Raw genomic sequence first — 17,315 nt, forward strand, 5'->3', positions numbered from 1 at the left:
TACCTTTTTACTCAATCCTAAATGTACGTTCATCCTCGTCTACAGGTATATCTCTTTGCTCTATGCGATCAATACTTATATACCTTCCGCGTCCGATCTGATCTAGAAAAAGATCGATCTGCTCTTTGTCACCTTGAAGCTGGGCTTTGACTGAACCGTCCCATTCATTGTGAACAAAGCCTGTAATCCCTAAGCTATTGGCTATATGATAAGCAGTATAACGAAAACCAACACCTTGAACGCCGCCATAAAATACCATTTCTTTTCTGATCATGTAATCAAATCCCCTTATCAATAGGGTAATAATATACTGTTGTAAAAGCAGATAATTGTATCAATATATCATAAGTATACTTATGCTACCTATAAGATCTTTATTTGATCAAATCTTTGGAATCAAGAACAATAGTAAATGGGCCATCATTGGTAAGGCTCACTTTCATGTCTGCTCCAAATACACCTTTTTCGACAACAGGTACTTTCTCTTTACATTTACTAATTATATATTCATATAGATCGTTGGCAAGCTCGGGTCCGGCAGCATAAGTAAATCCCGGGCGATTACCATGTCTGCAATCTGCATAGAGAGTAAACTGCGATATTAGAAGGAGCTGTCCATCTACTTTGTCTAAAGACAGATTGGTCTTACCGTTTTCATCTGCAAAAATTCTAAGACCTAACATCTTCTTGACCATTACATCAGCAATTTCTTTAGTATCTTCATGTCCTATTCCTATGAGAACCATAAAGCCTTTGCCTATTTTCCCTTTAACTTCACCATCAACTGTAACCTGTGAATCAGTAACTACCTGTATTACAAAACGCATTTTTAACCTCATGTCGCGAGCAATACAAGTGATTAATAGTTCAAATTGGTGGAGCTCGCGGCACCAATTTGGGTTTGAAAACAAATCATTTTCAAGCCTTACTTCGCTATTGTATTATGGATTATTGCCCCCTTCAGCTTCTATCTCTTTAATGATACATTCGTTTCCTTTTAAAAGCCAGGTTTCGCCGCTATGGCAGTAGGGACATTCTCTTCCGTATTTTACTGTTTCATATTCTTTTTTACAAGAGTTGCACCAGGTGACTGCCGGTATCTGTTCCAGTTTAAGAGTAGAGTCTTTGAGTACCGGATGACGGCCTTTGAAATAATCCCAGCATTCAACAAAATAATCTGTCATTATTCCTGACACTTCGCCTATCTGCAATGTTACTGAGCCTATCTTGGTGAGGTTATTCTCTATTGCTGTTTCATCAAGCGTTTTGGCAAGATGAGTAACAATTCCCATTTCATGCATATACTAATTCCTCGTGAAATGTATTTTTTCTTTTTATAATTCAAATGTCTCTACGAATCCGTAGAGACATTTGAATTTAAGGTCATATTATGAGCCGGATGTCAAAATTCTCTTCTGACACCATATGACGTAGTCTTTATTTTCTTGAAGTCTTTATTATTTGTATTCTTTAATTATTTTGTATTCTTATCGCCAGAGAAAAGAATCTTGAAGTTACGCTTTAACGCATACTTGGCAACAGGTCCTATCTTATCTTCACACCTTATCATATTGGTGCACCCCGGAAGATCTCTAGTAAGGTGGATGGCGTCAAATTCACATCTTGTAGTACAAAGTCCGCATCCGATACAACGGTTTAGATCAACTGTTGTAGCACCGCATCCAAGGCATCTCTTACTCTCTGCAATTATCTGCTCCTGTGTCAGAGGTTCTCTAAGATCATGATAGGTTCCTTTTGCATCACCTGCTTTTACTCCGGCAACCTGGCGAGGGGTATTATCATAACTTGCAACACTGATATCATCCTTATCAAGTTCGATAAACTCTCTCTTATCACGTGCGATAGTAAGTGACTGTCCCTTATGAACGAACCTATGCATGGACTCACAGGCTTTTTTGCCATCAGCAATTGCATCTATAGCAAAGCGAGCGCCGTGTCCTATGTCTCCTCCAACGAAGATATCCGGTTCGCCTGTCTGGAATGTAAGGCTGTCATGAACAGCTGTGCCGCCGCGGCCAAGTTCAACTTTGGTTCCTTCTAAAAGTGAACCCCACTCAGCAGACTGTCCGATTGCCTGAAGTACATTGCTGCAAGATATTGTGATTGTATCGTTTTCATCATATGAAGGATTGAATCTTCCATCTGAATCTTTGACACTGGTGCAGCGTTTGAACACGATTCCTGTTACAACAGTCTGTCCATCAACTTCCTTGGTGAGAATCTCTTTTGGTCCCCATCCATTCTTGACTTCAATTCCTTCTGCCTTCGCTTCTTCTACTTCATCAGCTGCTGCCGGCATCTCTTTTTCTGATTCAAGGCAGAGCATTGTAACTTTACCATCTGTACTTCTTGCAGCAGTTCTTGCTACGTCTACAGCAACGTTACCACCGCCAACTACTACAACATCTCCGTTTAGCTTTACAGTATCTGAATTTCCATCCTTAGAAAGTCCAAGTGCAACTCTCTTAAGGAATGATACGCCGGATTCTACACCTTCTGCGTCTTCTCCGGCAACTCCAGCCTTTCGGCCACCCTGGAGACCTATAGCAATATAGAATGCCTTATAGCCTTCTTCTCTAAGCTGACTTATAGTCTTATCTTTACCGACTTCTACGCCGAATCTGAACTCTACGCCCATCTTCTCGAGAACTTCTATCTCTGCTTTTAACACACTTTTTTCCAGACGGAAATTAGGGATTCCATTCATGAGCATACCGCCTGCTCTGTCTTCTTTTTCGAAAACAGTAACATCATATCCTCTGGTACGCAGATAGTATGCACATGTCATGCCGGCAGGGCCAGCTCCAATAACTGCCATCTTGTAATCAGCGCCCCACATACCGCCATCATCTTTTTCACAAATAGGAATATATCTTTCTGATTCGTTAAGCTCTTTTGCTGCGATGAACTTCTTGATCTCATCTATTGCTACAGGCTTATCTATAGTGCCTCTCGTACACGCATCTTCACATCTTCTGTTGCAGATAGCTCCGCATACTGCAGGGAATGGATTGTCCTGCTTGATGAGTTTAAGGGCATCCATATATCTGCCTTCGCCTGCCATCTTGACGTATCCCTGAACAGCAAGATGAGCAGGGCAGTTAGCCTTACATGGAGCTGTACCTGTATCGTAACAGTTGATCTTAGCATCCTCTCTATAGTTTACGTTCCAGTTATCAGCTGTCCATTTTGTATTATCAGGCAAAAGAGTAAGTGGATACTCTACCTTAGATCCGTCCTTCTTGCAAAGCTTCTGTCCCAGCTTAGCTGCGCCTACCGGGCATACTTCTACGCACTTACCGCAGGCAACACACTTATCTGTCTCAACATGCGCACGATATGCGCTTCTAGACATATTAGGTGTATTATAAAGCTGAGATGTACGGAGGGCATTGCAGACACCGGGAGCGCAGTTGCAAATACCTACGATCTTGTCTTCTCCGTCAATATTGGTTGTCTGATGTACGAAACCGTGACGTTCTCCTCTTTCTAATACTTCAAGAGCTTCTTCGTATGTTATATAGCGAGCTGTACCTCTATCTACGAGGAATTCTGCCATATCACCTACTCCGATACAGAATTCACCGTTGACTTCACCGCTTCCTTCGCCTCGCATCTCCTGCTGCTTACGACATGTACACTGGCTGACTGAATACTTGTCATATTTCTTGAGCCAATGTGACAGGTGTTCTACAGAAACTGACTGTGACTGCGTCTGGATAGCTTTCTCTACAGGGATGACGTGCATTCCGACTCCGGCTCCGCCCATAGGGATATTGGGAGTCATGCCTTCAAGAGGCATCTGTGTCATAAGGTTGAAAAATGATGCAATCCTTGGATGCTCATCTGTGAGTTTATCCTGCATCATCATAAATTCTGCAGATCCCGGTACGAATATCGGAACATCATACTGCTTGGTATGCTCGGGGTTCTCTCTGTTCATTTCAAGAACACCGATCCATACAAGATGATCTATCATCTTCTGAGTATCTTCAAGTGACATGTTATTCATCTTGGCAAGCTGTTCAGGCTTGTAATTAACACGTGTCTTCTTGAAACTAAGAAGAAATTTAGCTTCTTCTTTGGTGAGCACATCATCAAGTGCCCAATACTCAGGATCATCAACACCAAGCGAATGAGTAAGCTTAACAGCATAACGATCTGTTATCATCTCACCAAGTTTTTTGATGACCTTCTCCTTCTCAGGATCCCTAGCCTTGTAAGAAGGATCCTGCACGAAATCCCCCTCATTAGTCATACGATTCTTCTGTTCTTTCATCTCTTACCTAACCTTTACCCTTTTTTTATAAAAACATTATCAGGACCTTGCCATCCTGAATTTTTTTATTCTTTCCAAAGTGCCATCTGACTTAAAAGAAAGTCTTCAAAGTCATCCATTCCTTCACCTGTCTTAGCCGAAACAGGGAATATGGCAATATCCGAGTTAAGACGCTTTACCCTTTCAATACACTTTTCAAGATCAAAGTCAAAATAATCTTTAGTATCCATCTTGGTTATAACAAGCGCATCGCTTTTTTCGAACATGAGTGGATATTTAAGAGGCTTATCATCACCTTCCGGAATGCTGAGTATCATGATATTCCTGCCTGCTCCTGTATCAAATTCTGCAGGGCATATAAGATTGCCTACATTCTCAAGGAAAATAAGATCAAGATCATCACATCCCATAGCATCCATGGCACGTCTTGTCATTCCTGCATCCATATGACACATTCCATCTGTGTGAGCCTGAATACTTCTTGCTCCAAGGTTTTCTATTTTTAATGCATCTACATCAGAAGCTATGTCTGCCTCCATAACTCCTATCTTCTTTTCTTTACCAAGATCTTTGATGATTCTTGACAAAAGAGTTGTCTTGCCTGATCCGGGTGATGACATCAGATTTATAAGAAGAGTTCCTTTTGCCTTAAGTTCCATTCTCATAGCATCTGCATCTGCATCATTAGATGCTGTGACCGAAGCATTGAGTTCAATTGTCTTCATATTATTCCTCCATGACGAGTCCTTGTGTAAGTCCGGTAATCCGAATATCAGATTCGAATTTGCCATCAGGGCTATTTGGGCTCGTATCAAATAGTCGCGTGAAAAATTGTCATATCGATATATTTTTTCACACTATCTGCTCCTCTCAATCTGCTGTGTAAGCCAGTTTATCCATTCATCAAATCCGTCGCCTTTAAGAGAGGAGACTTCTATTATCTCAATATCGGGGTTAAGAGCTTTAACCCTCTTCTTACAAGCATCAAAATCAAAATCAAACACAGGAGCTACATCTATCTTACCAATGAGCATACAGTCGCTTACGCTGAACATAAGAGGGTACTTAAGCGGCTTATCATCACCTTCCGGAACGCTCAGTATCATAACGCGCTTATTGGCTCCAACATCAAATTCTGCCGGGCAGACCAGATTGCCGACATTTTCAAGAAATACTACATCGACATCATCAAGTCCAAGTCCTTCAAGGCCTCTTCTTGTCATATCTGCATCCATATGGCAGCTTCCGCCTGTATGGAGCTGTATAACCTTGGCTCCTGCCAACGATACAGTTTTAGCATCTACATCGCTGTCAACATCAGCTTCCATGACACCTATCCTGTATTTATCTTTAAGTGCATTTATAGTACGTACAAGTGTTGTAGTTTTCCCAGCGCCTGGAGATGCCATAAGATTTACAAGAAATATCTTATGTTCATCCAGGAGTTTTCTGACTTTGGATGCTTCTGCATCATTGTCAGCAATAACCCGTTCTTTAGTTTCCAAAATCTCAAATGTTCTGTCGCTCATTGCTGTATCCTTTCCTGACATAATTATAACATACTCGAAAACTTATTTTAAATAGTTAGTTTCCTTTTTTCAATTAGCATTTCATTCAAAAATAACATCGAAGACTTGTGCAGTTATCCCTTTTTCATCGATCAGCGTTTGAAGTACAGATACATGGTCATTTTTGCATCAAACTAGTCCTTAGAAAATTGGATTATTAAATATATTATTTTATAATGATAATGTGCACACGAAGTTTATTATGATGATTCTAACTTTTGAAAGTTGCATATTCATTAAAATAACAATATGTCCGAAAATAACCTATATGGGCATTTAGTATTTCTTTAAATATTTAACCTCACATATATTTTTGAATTAAGGAGGAATTAACGTGTTAATTGCATCCTATAGTTTCGGTTCTAAAGAAAATATGATAGGTGATACATCTTTTTATGACAAATCAAAGGGATATGGTTTTGTTGATCTAAGTTCTCCTATAGGCAATACCGCATCTGAAAGGTCTTTGTATGCAGGTGGTTGGAATCTCAGGAAATCCTATAAGACGCCCTGGGATGATATTGTTACTGCTACAGATAATGGAGTTTATATTAATCATTCAAGAGATGTGATAATCTTTAAGTCATTAGTTCCTGATTTCGGGACCTACAAAATAACTCTTAATGTAAACGCTGATAAAGGCGATATCAAAAATATGCGAATATTCGCCGGACGTAGAAATCTCATTGCTTCCGAAATAGATGTGCCACTTGGCGGATCGTATTCAAGATCTTTCTATGTTAATGTTACTCCTTATATACCTGCACTAACAAGTGTGCCTTGTATGGAAAAAGCTGTCTATATAAGCATTACAGGTAAAAATGCGGGAATTTCCAAGTTAGATATAGTTCAAGATCAGGTACCCGTACTGTATGTTGCAGGGGACTCGACCCTTACAGATCAGAACGCTCCTGCTCCTTACTATCCATACGGAAGCGGAGGCGGATGGGCTCAGAATATAGCTCAGTATTTCGAAAATATAAGTGTATGTAATTATGCTCACTCAGGCCTTACTACTAACTGTTTCAGAGATGACGGACATTGGGATATCCTTACGAAGTCAATTCGTGAAGGGGATATATTCATGCTCCAATTCGGACATAATGATCAAAAGCGCCGCAATCTCACTGCATTTGGTGGGTATATCAATAATCTAAGATGGTATGTCAAAAAAATACGTGAGTTTGGAGCTTATCCAATCATATGCTCTCCAATAAGCCGTATTCCTTTCACTGATGAAGAAACAGGCAAAAAATGTTCTCTTTTAAAAACTTATGCTCTTGCTGCAAGGCAGGCCAGTGAAGAACTCAATGTTCCATTCATAGATCTTCATACACTGACTTTCAATAAATGGATTGAACTTGATGACAGGGCTAATGATTATTTTATGGATCAAACTCATACCAACGATTATGGCGCATCTCTTATAGCTGGGATCGTTGCTGACGAGATCAGAAACAATAACATAGAGCCTTTGTGTAATTTCATATCTCCTGCGGATCCGGCTCCATTTACACCCGATCTGGATATCAAGGAGCTTCCAAAAGAACCTGAAGAAAGCAGCATCTTTGATATAAATATCCCTTACGTTGATATAGAGGGTATCCCACAGTACGAGCGCATAGCTACAGCTTTCAAAGGCGGTCTTCTTGATCCTTGCATCATGTATCTTCATCCTATGCAGACTATGCCAAGAGCTCAGGTTCTGATGGTCCTTTTTAAGGCTCTTCGAATTGAAGGAAGACGTCCATATCATGGAAGATATATAGATATAGGAAGATACGAGTGGGATTCATCTTTTGTTGAAACCTGTGTTCAGGAGAATCTTATCGATGAGAATACTACTCCTAACGATATGTTCAGGCCTGATGATCCACTTACTTATGCAGAATTTGCCAGTCTATGCGAGCGCGGCATGGAAAAGGAAGTCTTGAAAAGACCAGACCTCGGACTTTCTGAGTGCCTTCACAGGGCTGTTGCTGATGGTATAGTTCCTCCCGAAGCTGTATATATCGATCCTTCAAGTTTTGATTCAAGTGATATTACAGACGGAGGATGCCCCATAACAAGAGCTGATGTATATGCTGGTCTTTGCAGGGTAATGGAAATAATGAATACTATAGGAACTAAACTTCCTTCAGATACTGAGATGCATCCTGTCGGATAGAGCATTCTTTGAAGCAGTCCTACCATTAACATTTCTATAAATAACAAAAAGCCTTCGAATATATTAAACATGTATTCGAAGGCTTTTTATAACTATTTTAAATAACTATTTTAAAACAACTTCAATTCAGATAAGGAGCGAGCTTTTTGCCTACATACGAAATAGCAGGACCTAATAATAAAGCCATTATAACTATTCCTATGTTTGGAACTGCGCCAAGAAGATATCCGATAATGATTGCAAGAAAATCATAGCCCATTCGTACATACTTGAACGGAATATTCTTCAAAAGTCTATCATGAACTATTATAGGAAAAGCATCATATGGTGCTACTCCCATGTCGGTATTCATGTAAATCGCTACGCTTATAACAAAACTTATGATCGCTACTGCAAATATGACACCTCTATATGGAAATGTTGTAAAAAACTCTTTTGGTAAGATTTTTGACCAAAGCCATCTGCAAATATCAGCAACATAACCTATCAATACCATATTCGCAATTGTGCCAGGTCCAATCTGTCTTATGTCATATTTAATTACGATCAAAAGTAAAACTGCATTTAATAAAAGCTGCCAGGTGCCAAAAAGTATCCCAAATTTTCTGGATATTGCAACATTCATAAATGTACAAGGATCTGTACCAAGATTAACCTCGATAAGAAAAGATAGGAAAAATCCCATACACAGAACACCAATCAGCATAAGCGCCAATTTCTTGACAAATGCCTGTTGGTGTGTGTATTCATAAATCTTTTGTCTCATCAGTCGAGATAATCCTTAAGCTTGCGGCTTCTGCTGGGATGACGCAGTTTACGAAGTGCTTTTGCTTCAATCTGACGGATACGTTCACGAGTAACGTTGAACTCTTTACCTACTTCTTCAAGAGTTCTGGCTCTTCCGTCATCAAGACCGAATCTGAGTCTTAATACTTTCTGCTCACGCTCTGTAAGTGTTCCAAGGACTTCAACAAGCTGCTCTTTAAGAAGAGTAAATGCTGCTGCATCAGCAGGAACCGGAACATTATCATCCTGAATGAAATCTCCAAGATGCGAATCTTCCTCTTCACCTATAGGAGTTTCAAGAGATACAGGCTCCTGAGAGATCTTAAGGATCTCACGAACTCTTTCTACAGGCATATTCATCTCTTTTGCAATCTCTTCCGGAAGAGGCTCACGGCCAAGTTCCTGAAGAAGCTGTCTGCTGATACGAATAAGCTTATTGATAGTCTCAACCATATGAACAGGAATACGAATAGTTCTGGCCTGATCTGCTATGGCTCTTGTTATAGCCTGACGAATCCACCATGTAGCATATGTTGAGAACTTGAATCCCTTACGGAAATCAAACTTCTCTACAGCCTTGATAAGACCAAGGTTACCTTCCTGAATAAGATCCAGGAAGAGCATTCCACGGCCAACATATCTTTTGGCTATAGATACAACAAGACGAAGGTTAGCTTCTGCAAGCTTATTCTTGGCATCATTACCAAGTTCAATAAGCTCTTTGAGTTCTTCATCTGTCTTGCCTTCTATAAGTTCTTTTTCGTCATCTTTAAGATCCAGAGAACTACGGTCCTGAGCTTTGAGAACTCTCTCTGCCAGCATACCATTCTCCATATCCTGAGCAAGAACTATCTCCTGATCAGCATTAAGGAGCGGCACTTTACCGATTTCCTTAAGATACATACGTACAGGATCTTCTATACTTACGCCATCAGGAACTGAGAGATCGATATTCTCCATATCGACTTCTTCTTCATCATCAAGATCGATATCTTCATCATCAACAGGGATATCATCTACATCCTCTGACATACGAAGAACATCTATTCCTGATTTTTCAAGTACTTCAAGTACACTATCAAGCTGATCTTCGTTAAGATTAAGCTCTGAGAGCTGATCGCTGATCTCATCATATTCAAGTACGTTCTTTTTCTTCTTGGCAAGAGCAAGAAGTTCTTTAAGCTTAACCTTGAATCTTTCCTGAGCATCTTCATCCATTTCGCCTGATGACTGATTATCTTTTTCTAATGTATCGGCTTTTGCTTTAGGAGTCTTGTCAGCTTTTGGTGCTTTGGGCGCTTTTGCAGCCTTGACAGGTTTAACTTCCTTTTCCTGTGCCTTTGCAGTCTTTACTTCTTTATCTTCTACTTTATCAGCAGTCTTATCTGCCGCTTTCTTTGTTGTAGCTTTTAGCTTTGTTGTCTTGCTGGTTGTTTTTGTTTCCTTGATTTCTTTTTCTTCCTTTGTTGCTTTTGTCTGACTCACTTTGCTTTTTACTTCCTTCTTCCCTGTTTTTGTTGTTTCTGCCTTTTCGCTCACTTTCTTTACAGACTTATCTTTAGCCTTGGGTGAAGCTTCTTTGGCACTTTGTGTCTTACCTTTGTCTGTCTTTGATACTGCCTTTGATTTTTCTGTCTTCTTGTCATCACTTAGCGTCTTCTTACTGGTACTCATTTTTTCCTCCCTTGGGGCAAATATGCACCTTCTAAAAAAACCGTATCGTGTGATCTTCAGTCAAGTCCAATGCGACTATGCGCCAGCTCTTCCAGCTTCTTTTTGCTGTCCACTATTGTTTTAAGCGCGTTTGCATCTCCCAGCTGTATCTCACTTTTTTTCTTTTCATAAGACATCCTGCGGATATCATAAATGATATCGTGCAAAGCTTTTTCTTTTTCCTCTCTGGTCTCAATTCGGACCAGATTGGTATTGAAGATTTCCGATACCCTCGACTGCTGCTCTTCATCATCAGGAAAAAGAGAGAGAATGGATGCAGCCAAAAATCTTCCTGCGTCAAGGCCTTCGTACATCTTCTCAGCGACTTTACGATAAAGTTCATCGGTAAAGTCATCCGGACTTATATATTTTTTGACTATTTTATAAATATCAGGTTCATCAGCAATCCATGTAAGCAGTAAGCGTTGAGGTCTAAGGATATTATCCTTGGGATCCCTCCTTCTTTGATTCTGATAAGCCTTAATATCCTTTCCTGACTGCTTCGAAGTTATGCCTTCAGAAGCTATCGAAACAACGAGATTTTTTAGATCTCCAATCGGAATTGCAAGTTTGGCTGCCGTCGCCTGAATATAGTTTTCTCTTTCGAGGCTTTCACTAAATTCGCACAAACGCCTTGCGACAGCTCTGTAATACGCAGTTTTGCCGGCAGGATCTGTCATATCATAGTCCCTTTGCATTATCCGTATCTCAAAGAAAAATGTGTTTTCCGCATTTCGAAGTCTTTTTTCAAAGGCTTCCTGTCCTTCGTTTTTGATAAATTCATCTGGATCTTTATAAGGCTCAAGGTTAAGAGCTTTTCCACGAAGTCCTGCTTCTTTGAGTATCTGTATAGCTCTAAGCTCGGCTTTAACTCCCGGGCCGTCACTATCATACGACAAGATAACTTCCTGTGTATACCTTTTTATAAGCTGGGCCTGTTCTGCTGTAAATGCAGTTCCAAGCGAAGCTACCGCCTGAGTAAACCCTGCCTGATGCATAGCTATTACATCCATATACCCTTCACATAATATGAAGTTACCGGCTTTTGAATTCTTGGCAAAAGACAAACCGTATAGATTTCTTCTTTTGTTAAAAATAGGCGTGTCATTGGTATTAACATATTTGGGTTTGGCATCTCCTAATACTCGTCCGCCAAATCCTATAACTCTGTTATTTATATCAAAAATAGGAAACATGACTCTGTTCCAGAACACATCATGCGTTCCTCTTTTTTCATCATGTGAGGCAAGCCCTGCAAGGATCATTATCTCATCAGAGTAGCCTTTTTTCCTAAGATAATTAACAAGATTACCTGCTCCCACAGGAGAATAGCCAAGTCCAAACTTCTGCATGGTCTCGTTTGATAATTTCCTTTTCTGGAAATAATCAAGTCCTGTCTTACCGCCGGTTCCACGAAGCTCATAAAAATAATACTTGGCAGCCTCTTTATTGATATCATATAATAGCTGCCTTTGGGATCTTTCTTTTCTGGCTTCTTCAGTATCATCTGCTGCCGAAAGCGCAACTCCGGACCTGTCTGCCAGTTCCTTGACTGCTTCCGGAAATGTCAGACTGTTATAGCGCTGCAGGAAGCTAAAAACATCTCCTCCGACGCCACATCCAAAACAATGATACATCTGTTTGCTCTGGGAAACCGAAAAAGAAGGTGATTTCTCGTTATGAAAGGGGCATAGCCCCATATAATTCGATCCTTTTTTTTCAAGATGGACGTATTGTCCTATCACATCTACTATATCGTTACGTGAGCGGATTTCTTCAATCAACTCGGGTGTGAACTGCATTATTAACCTCATGCCGCGAGTGACTAATGGTTCGATATTGGTGGAGCTCGCGACACCAATTCGCGGATCCTATAGCAATTAGATTATTATATTACTATCGTCTCCCTATGTCCTCTAATAAACTGACCACGATTTAGGAATGAATAATTCTTCATAGCGCGCTATAGCAAAACGATCTGTCATAGAGCTGACATAATCGCAGGTGACTTTCTCAATAGGTTCACCTTTGTCCAAAAGATTCTTCAAATATCCCGGGAATCTGTCTTCGTGGTGTAAGTAATAATCATATAATGTTTTGACAAGATCAACCGCCTTGCCCTCTTCCCCTTTGGCAACAGGGTTGGTATATACTCTTGCAAACATGAACTTTCGCAGCTCCAGCATTGCATTGTAGACTTCGTCCGACATTCTGATGTCGTCCTTGTCAGTACTGTTCTCAACAATATCATGGATAAAGGTATCAAGCCATTCTCCGTTGGTCTTGCCTACAATCCTGCTGATCTGTTCCGGAACATCATCAGGGCTTAATATACCGCCTCTTATCGCATCATCCATATCATGATGAATATAAGCTATTTTGTCAGAAAGCCTTACAACTCTGCCTTCCAAAGTTGCAGGTGTAAGTTCCATCTCATGATTTATAATACCGTCTCTTACTTCCCAGGTAAGATTAAGTCCTTTACCTTCTTTTTCAAGCATTGTAACAAGCCTAAGGCTCTGTTCATTGTGCCTGAAACCGTATGGGCTAACAGCATTAAGAGCTCTTTCACCGGCATGACCAAAGGGCGTATGTCCAAGATCATGTCCCAGAGCTATTGCTTCACATAGATCTTCATTCAGTCTAAGTGCCCTTGCAAGTGTTCTGGCATTCTGAGCAACTTCAAGAGTATGTGTCATCCTGGTCCTGTAATGATCTCCATCAGGTGTCAGGAAGACCTGTGTTTTATCTTTTAATCTTCTGAAGGATTTGGAATAGAGGATCCTGTCTCTGTCCCTTTGAAAACATGGCCTTATGTCACAAAGTTCCTCATCCCTCTCGCGGCCTTTGGAATCTCTGCTAAGAACCGCATATTTACTCAGTGTCTCAGCTTCCCGCTTTTCAAGATTTTCACGTATTTTCAAATAAACTCCATTCCGTGGGGTCAGTCAAGAATACTATGATCTAAGCTCCACTCATCAATACGCTGCATATATTGATCATTAAACCATGAAACCGCCTGATCAAATCCATCTTCACTGAATTCAAACTCACATGTTGTCATTTTGGATGGATCTGTCTGACCATATGCAAATGGTTCAGGCCATACAGTTGCAACTAGCTTTGCTTCACCTCTTTGATCAACCGGGATAAAGATAACATTGACAAGAGGATCTCTTGCTAGTCTGTACCTCATTCCCTTGTAACTTCCAAAAAAGGCTTCACCATAATTGTAATGGTTGAAGTTGAAGAAAGTGTGTTTTTGTATAGGTCTTACATCCTGAATATTGTCATCCATTATCCGTTCATCCTTAGATGTCTTTTTAGTTTATAGTTCGAATCTTCCGGTATCCTTATGGTTGACAACATAATAAGCTTTATTGTCCTCAGGCTTGATATATACCTGTACTTCTTGTATATCGGTAAGCTTATGTCCATTGGCAACATAATTCTCTCTTGCTTTTTCAAGAATATCGGTTGTACGAACTTCCGTATTTTTATACTGGATATAAACTTCGTCTTTCTCATTTTTCTTCATGACCTGACGAGTTATATCATCGCTGACAAATTTTGCAGCTCTCCTGGCCTTTTCAGAACCTTCTTTTATGCTTTTGGCTGCTGGCTCTGCTGCCTTTCTGGCTTTCTTGATGTAGGGATCAGCCTTCTTTTTTGTATCATCAATAAAAGGCTGTGCTTTGGATTTTATGTTCTCTACATATGGCTCGGCATTCTTGCGGGCATTCTCAATGACCGGTATTGTTGCATCTTTGATGTCATCAAGTACCGGTTTAGCCTGCTGTGAAAGGTCCTGAGCCACTTCCGTCAAGGAGTCTTTAATCTTTTTGATCTTGTCGCCTGTCTTATTCTCTGCCATAATCTCGCTCCTTTAAAACAAAATTCCGCCCTTATAAAACATACTGCAACAGATTAAGTATACCACATAATGTCAAACTCTTTGACTAGTATTTTATTATGATCATTATATTTTTTTAATTAAAAAGGTTTTGATCGGATACAACTACTTTACCTGTAAATTCACATCTGACAGTGACACGGCTAGAACCGCCTATAGTGCAGGTAAATACTGTAAGATCCCAGTCTCCCTGGTCCATAAGATCAACTCCGTACGAATCTATTATCTCTGTATACGTAACTGTATAATAAAAGCTAAGTCCATTAACATCTGTTATTATGACTGTATCGCCGCTCACAAGGTTTTTAAGTCTTCCAAAGTGCCTGTCATAGTTGTGTCCGGCTACTATAAGGTTGTTCTCATAAACAGAACCTTTATAACGGCACGGAGATATTTTGGCATTTTGGGATGACCAGTCGCGCTGTATTGGAAGACTTATATCCAATGCAGGTATAGAAACTATTCCGATAAAACTATTTCCATCTACATCTATAGCAGGCATCTCACCTTCTTTGGGAATAGCAATTCCATCATCATGATCAGGAATCTGCTGCTCAACAAGAGTCATATAAGAATCTGCAAGGTCACCTGCATTTCTGCTTTCTATATAATTTCTAACAACAAAAGCCATTGCACCTATTATGCATATAAAGCCAACAGCCATCATTACTTTTCCTTTAGTCATTTTCATAAACAACTCCGTTTCCTTGCCTTTATAAAGCTCTGAAAATTCCTAAAAAACAGCGAGAAGAAAGCATCCCCGCTCCTTCCCGCTTTTAATTGTAATTCTTTTGTGCATAAAAACAATTGTTCTTATGCGCTCTTTTTGTCACTAATAAATCCTACTGTAAAAAATCCTATCCCAATAAGCGCTAAAGCAAATACCGGCCACCAGATCTGACCTGTCTGAGGAAGTCTTGTTGCTCCAAGCACTTCAGGTGTGTCATCTTCTGTAATTGCAAGTCTGACTGCTCCCAGAACCTCTTCAACAGGATTGTCAGGTGTCTTGGGATTCTCCGGCTCAGAGGGGGTTGTTGGTGGCGTATCATTACCGGTATTGGTCATCGTAAAGACATTGCCGTTCTGAGAATATGATACTGTATAACCTGCAGGCACAGTCTCTGATATAGTAAAGCTATGTCCTTCCTTGTATGTCCAGAAATAGTGCCAGTTATTAGATGCTGAAAGTGTAACTGTCTGATATAAGTCTCCATCAAGATAGATCCCTACTTCAATTGACTCTGGGCGCTCCGTGCCATTATCAACCCAGTTTTTGTAAATATTATATTGGACTTCCTTAGGATTTAAATAATATTCACACTTGGCAGATACATCTACAATATACTCATCTCCATTATCATATACCCATGTATCTGTTTCCGGATCGATCGTAGGAATAGTGGCGAAAAATGGTGTAAAAGTGTATGTGCAGTTTTGAGACTTATCTTCAAGCGTATCTCCAACCACCAGATATACACCAAGATCAAGTCCACTTATTACAGCTGTCCCATCAGAATCAGATATGCCATTTGCATCCGCACTTATACTATTGGTATAAATATATGTCTTAATTGGTCCAAGAAGTATATTCCATTCATCTGCAGATGAAATCTTATTGACAGAAATAGCGCTAACTTCTGCAATATCTGCATATGGCGATTCCCATGCAAACGCACCGGCTTCATTCACAGAAGCTATGCGATATAGATGAACGTTAACGCCACTTATTGGCATAGGGTTACTCACATTATCTTCTGTTATATCGCACTTATAGGATAACCTAATGGTCCCTTTCTTGGAGGTATCTATCCTGTTCCTTGCCTGTGATGTACTTCCCAGACATGCAAATATGGAGCTCATAATGAGAATTGTCATTATAATCCCGATTATTCTTTTGATAGCTTTGAACTTCTTCTCCATATTACTCCTTAAATCACTTACCTTTATTAAAATGTTTAGATGTCCTTATCATAAATACAATAAATATTACCAAAAGAATTGGCACTGCTATAAAGATAGCAACAGTAAGCGTACTGTACATAGTAGCATCAGCTGTGATAATAAGCCTTTCTTCCTGGTTATAATCTACTCTTTTGCCTCTTACCAAAAGTCGATGTGTGTTGACACCATAAGGTGTACATGTAACCAAGGTAACATAGTCTTCACCGTCATATATATACAGACTTTCTGTCTCATTTGGAAGGACTATATTGATCGAGTCCACCTCATAAGCAAAAACCTGATCCATAATATGTAAAAGGAACGTATCTCCTTCTATCATCTGATCAAGATTGGTAAGCAGCTCTGCAGACGGAAGTCCTCTGTGACCGGATAGTACTGTATGAGTTGACGCTGTCCCTGTTGGGAAAGACGTCCCTGGAAGATGTCCAATTCCTACTGAAAGTACAGACTCTTCTACTCCATGATAGATTGGAAGGTTAACACCTATGTTCTCTATCTCAAGATAACCTATAATACCCGTTCCTGTAGGATCAAGGATCGTATTATATTCTTCCATCTCTTCATCTGTAAGATTAAAATCCATCACACCATTTGCAAGCTTTTCGTTATAAAGAATAGCTGCCTGCCAAAATGATGAATAGTCTTCGGGTGTCATAGAGTCCAAAGCAGTATTATAGTCTGCTATAGCCTTGGACTGTTTTAGCCCGTTCAAATAATTACTGACAGATGGATACAAAAAAATGCATAAGCCGACAATAAGAACTGCAGCGAAAAATACTGTAGATAAATTCTTTTTTATATAACTTTTCATTCGCTACCTCTTTTGCCAAAACTCTCCACCATCCTTTGACAGATGGCGGAGAAAGCGGTCATATACCGCTACAAATCATATCTTAGTATATCTTC

General features: G+C 39.9%; 16 protein-coding genes. 1 reads left to right on the forward strand and 15 read right to left on the reverse strand.

The window, feature by feature from the left end:
* Positions 1–7: 7 nt before the first annotated feature.
* The 6 genes from BMX21_RS04435 to hypB (BMX21_RS04460) form a co-directional block, all read right to left on the reverse strand.
* Positions 8–274, reverse strand: coding sequence for an acylphosphatase (locus BMX21_RS04435; RefSeq protein WP_027216787.1), 267 nt, complete (start codon positions 272–274; stop codon positions 8–10).
* Positions 275–374: 100 nt separating this feature from the next.
* Positions 375–827 (reverse strand): D-aminoacyl-tRNA deacylase, encoded by a 453-nt coding sequence (dtd, locus tag BMX21_RS04440; protein WP_092041800.1) that lies wholly within the window; start codon positions 825–827, stop codon positions 375–377.
* A gap of 114 nt (positions 828–941) precedes the next feature.
* Positions 942–1,301 (reverse strand): hydrogenase maturation nickel metallochaperone HypA, encoded by a 360-nt coding sequence (locus tag BMX21_RS04445; protein ID WP_022753622.1) that lies wholly within the window; start codon positions 1,299–1,301, stop codon positions 942–944.
* 173 nt (positions 1,302–1,474) lie between these two features.
* Complete coding sequence (locus BMX21_RS04450; protein WP_092042030.1) at positions 1,475–4,279, reverse strand: FAD-dependent oxidoreductase; 2,805 nt, start codon at positions 4,277–4,279, stop codon at positions 1,475–1,477.
* 86 nt (positions 4,280–4,365) lie between these two features.
* Positions 4,366–5,025, reverse strand: coding sequence for a hydrogenase nickel incorporation protein HypB (hypB, locus tag BMX21_RS04455; RefSeq protein ID WP_022753624.1), 660 nt, complete (start codon positions 5,023–5,025; stop codon positions 4,366–4,368).
* 132 nt (positions 5,026–5,157) lie between these two features.
* Positions 5,158–5,829 (reverse strand): hydrogenase nickel incorporation protein HypB, encoded by a 672-nt coding sequence (gene hypB / locus BMX21_RS04460; RefSeq protein ID WP_022753625.1) that lies wholly within the window; start codon positions 5,827–5,829, stop codon positions 5,158–5,160.
* Between the two features lie 373 nt (positions 5,830–6,202).
* On the opposite strand from hypB (BMX21_RS04460), the gene BMX21_RS04465 reads away from it, so the two are divergent.
* Positions 6,203–8,035 carry a GDSL-type esterase/lipase family protein gene (locus BMX21_RS04465; RefSeq protein WP_092041804.1) on the forward strand — a complete coding sequence of 611 codons (1,833 nt, stop codon included), beginning with the start codon at positions 6,203–6,205 and terminating at the stop codon, positions 8,033–8,035.
* A gap of 121 nt (positions 8,036–8,156) precedes the next feature.
* Here BMX21_RS04465 and BMX21_RS04470 read toward each other — a convergent pair whose 3' ends face one another.
* The 9 genes from BMX21_RS04470 to BMX21_RS04510 form a co-directional block, all read right to left on the reverse strand.
* Positions 8,157–8,801, reverse strand: coding sequence for a YczE/YyaS/YitT family protein (locus BMX21_RS04470; protein WP_092041809.1), 645 nt, complete (start codon positions 8,799–8,801; stop codon positions 8,157–8,159).
* On the reverse strand, positions 8,801–10,039 hold the full coding sequence (rpoD, locus tag BMX21_RS04475) for an RNA polymerase sigma factor RpoD (RefSeq protein ID WP_027203743.1): 1,239 nt from the start codon (positions 10,037–10,039) through the stop codon (positions 8,801–8,803). Before rpoD ends, BMX21_RS04470 begins: the two co-directional genes overlap by 1 nt.
* Before the next feature lie 512 nt (positions 10,040–10,551).
* The gene (gene dnaG / locus BMX21_RS04480; RefSeq protein ID WP_022753629.1) at positions 10,552–12,336 is read right to left on the reverse strand and encodes a DNA primase; all 1,785 of its coding nucleotides are present in this window, start codon (positions 12,334–12,336) and stop codon (positions 10,552–10,554) included.
* A gap of 114 nt (positions 12,337–12,450) precedes the next feature.
* Complete coding sequence (locus BMX21_RS04485) at positions 12,451–13,458, reverse strand: deoxyguanosinetriphosphate triphosphohydrolase (protein WP_022753630.1); 1,008 nt, start codon at positions 13,456–13,458, stop codon at positions 12,451–12,453.
* A gap of 20 nt (positions 13,459–13,478) precedes the next feature.
* Positions 13,479–13,832 (reverse strand): hypothetical protein, encoded by a 354-nt coding sequence (locus BMX21_RS04490; protein WP_022757241.1) that lies wholly within the window; start codon positions 13,830–13,832, stop codon positions 13,479–13,481.
* A gap of 30 nt (positions 13,833–13,862) precedes the next feature.
* On the reverse strand, positions 13,863–14,408 hold the full coding sequence (locus BMX21_RS04495; RefSeq protein WP_022753632.1) for a DUF6465 family protein: 546 nt from the start codon (positions 14,406–14,408) through the stop codon (positions 13,863–13,865).
* 115 nt (positions 14,409–14,523) lie between these two features.
* Positions 14,524–15,138: a sortase gene (locus BMX21_RS04500; RefSeq protein WP_022757240.1), complete on the reverse strand. Its 615-nt coding sequence runs from the start codon at positions 15,136–15,138 to the stop codon at positions 14,524–14,526.
* Positions 15,139–15,260: 122 nt separating this feature from the next.
* Positions 15,261–16,367, reverse strand: coding sequence for a Cna B-type domain-containing protein (locus BMX21_RS04505; RefSeq protein ID WP_092041813.1), 1,107 nt, complete (start codon positions 16,365–16,367; stop codon positions 15,261–15,263).
* Positions 16,368–16,380: 13 nt separating this feature from the next.
* Complete coding sequence (locus BMX21_RS04510) at positions 16,381–17,220, reverse strand: class C sortase (protein WP_177173919.1); 840 nt, start codon at positions 17,218–17,220, stop codon at positions 16,381–16,383.
* Positions 17,221–17,315: the final 95 nt, after the last annotated feature.

The sequence above is a fragment of the Butyrivibrio sp. TB genome (genome assembly GCF_900110805.1).
In the GTDB taxonomy this organism is placed as follows: Bacteria; Bacillota; Clostridia; order Lachnospirales; family Lachnospiraceae; genus Butyrivibrio; species Butyrivibrio fibrisolvens_C.

What these genes read in the sequence shown, in the direction of transcription:
- BMX21_RS04435 (WP_027216787.1), bottom strand. Translation starts at nt 274, where the DNA reads ATGATCAGAAAAGAAATGGTATTTTATGGCGGCGTTCAAGGTGTTGGT.
- dtd (WP_092041800.1), bottom strand. Translation starts at nt 827, where the DNA reads ATGCGTTTTGTAATACAGGTAGTTACTGATTCACAGGTTACAGTTGAT.
- BMX21_RS04445 (WP_022753622.1), bottom strand. Translation starts at nt 1,301, where the DNA reads ATGCATGAAATGGGAATTGTTACTCATCTTGCCAAAACGCTTGATGAA.
- BMX21_RS04450 (WP_092042030.1), bottom strand. Translation starts at nt 4,279, where the DNA reads ATGACTAATGAGGGGGATTTCGTGCAGGATCCTTCTTACAAGGCTAGG.
- hypB (WP_022753624.1), bottom strand. Translation starts at nt 5,025, where the DNA reads ATGAAGACAATTGAACTCAATGCTTCGGTCACAGCATCTAATGATGCA.
- hypB (WP_022753625.1), bottom strand. Translation starts at nt 5,829, where the DNA reads ATGAGCGACAGAACATTTGAGATTTTGGAAACTAAAGAACGGGTTATT.
- BMX21_RS04470 (WP_092041809.1), bottom strand. Translation starts at nt 8,801, where the DNA reads ATGAGACAAAAGATTTATGAATACACACACCAACAGGCATTTGTCAAG.
- rpoD (WP_027203743.1), bottom strand. Translation starts at nt 10,039, where the DNA reads ATGGATGAAGATGCTCAGGAAAGATTCAAGGTTAAGCTTAAAGAACTT.
- dnaG (WP_022753629.1), bottom strand. Translation starts at nt 12,336, where the DNA reads ATGCAGTTCACACCCGAGTTGATTGAAGAAATCCGCTCACGTAACGAT.
- BMX21_RS04490 (WP_022757241.1), bottom strand. Translation starts at nt 13,832, where the DNA reads ATGGATGACAATATTCAGGATGTAAGACCTATACAAAAACACACTTTC.
- BMX21_RS04495 (WP_022753632.1), bottom strand. Translation starts at nt 14,408, where the DNA reads ATGGCAGAGAATAAGACAGGCGACAAGATCAAAAAGATTAAAGACTCC.
- BMX21_RS04500 (WP_022757240.1), bottom strand. Translation starts at nt 15,138, where the DNA reads ATGAAAATGACTAAAGGAAAAGTAATGATGGCTGTTGGCTTTATATGC.
- BMX21_RS04505 (WP_092041813.1), bottom strand. Translation starts at nt 16,367, where the DNA reads ATGGAGAAGAAGTTCAAAGCTATCAAAAGAATAATCGGGATTATAATG.
- BMX21_RS04510 (WP_177173919.1), bottom strand. Translation starts at nt 17,220, where the DNA reads ATGAAAAGTTATATAAAAAAGAATTTATCTACAGTATTTTTCGCTGCA.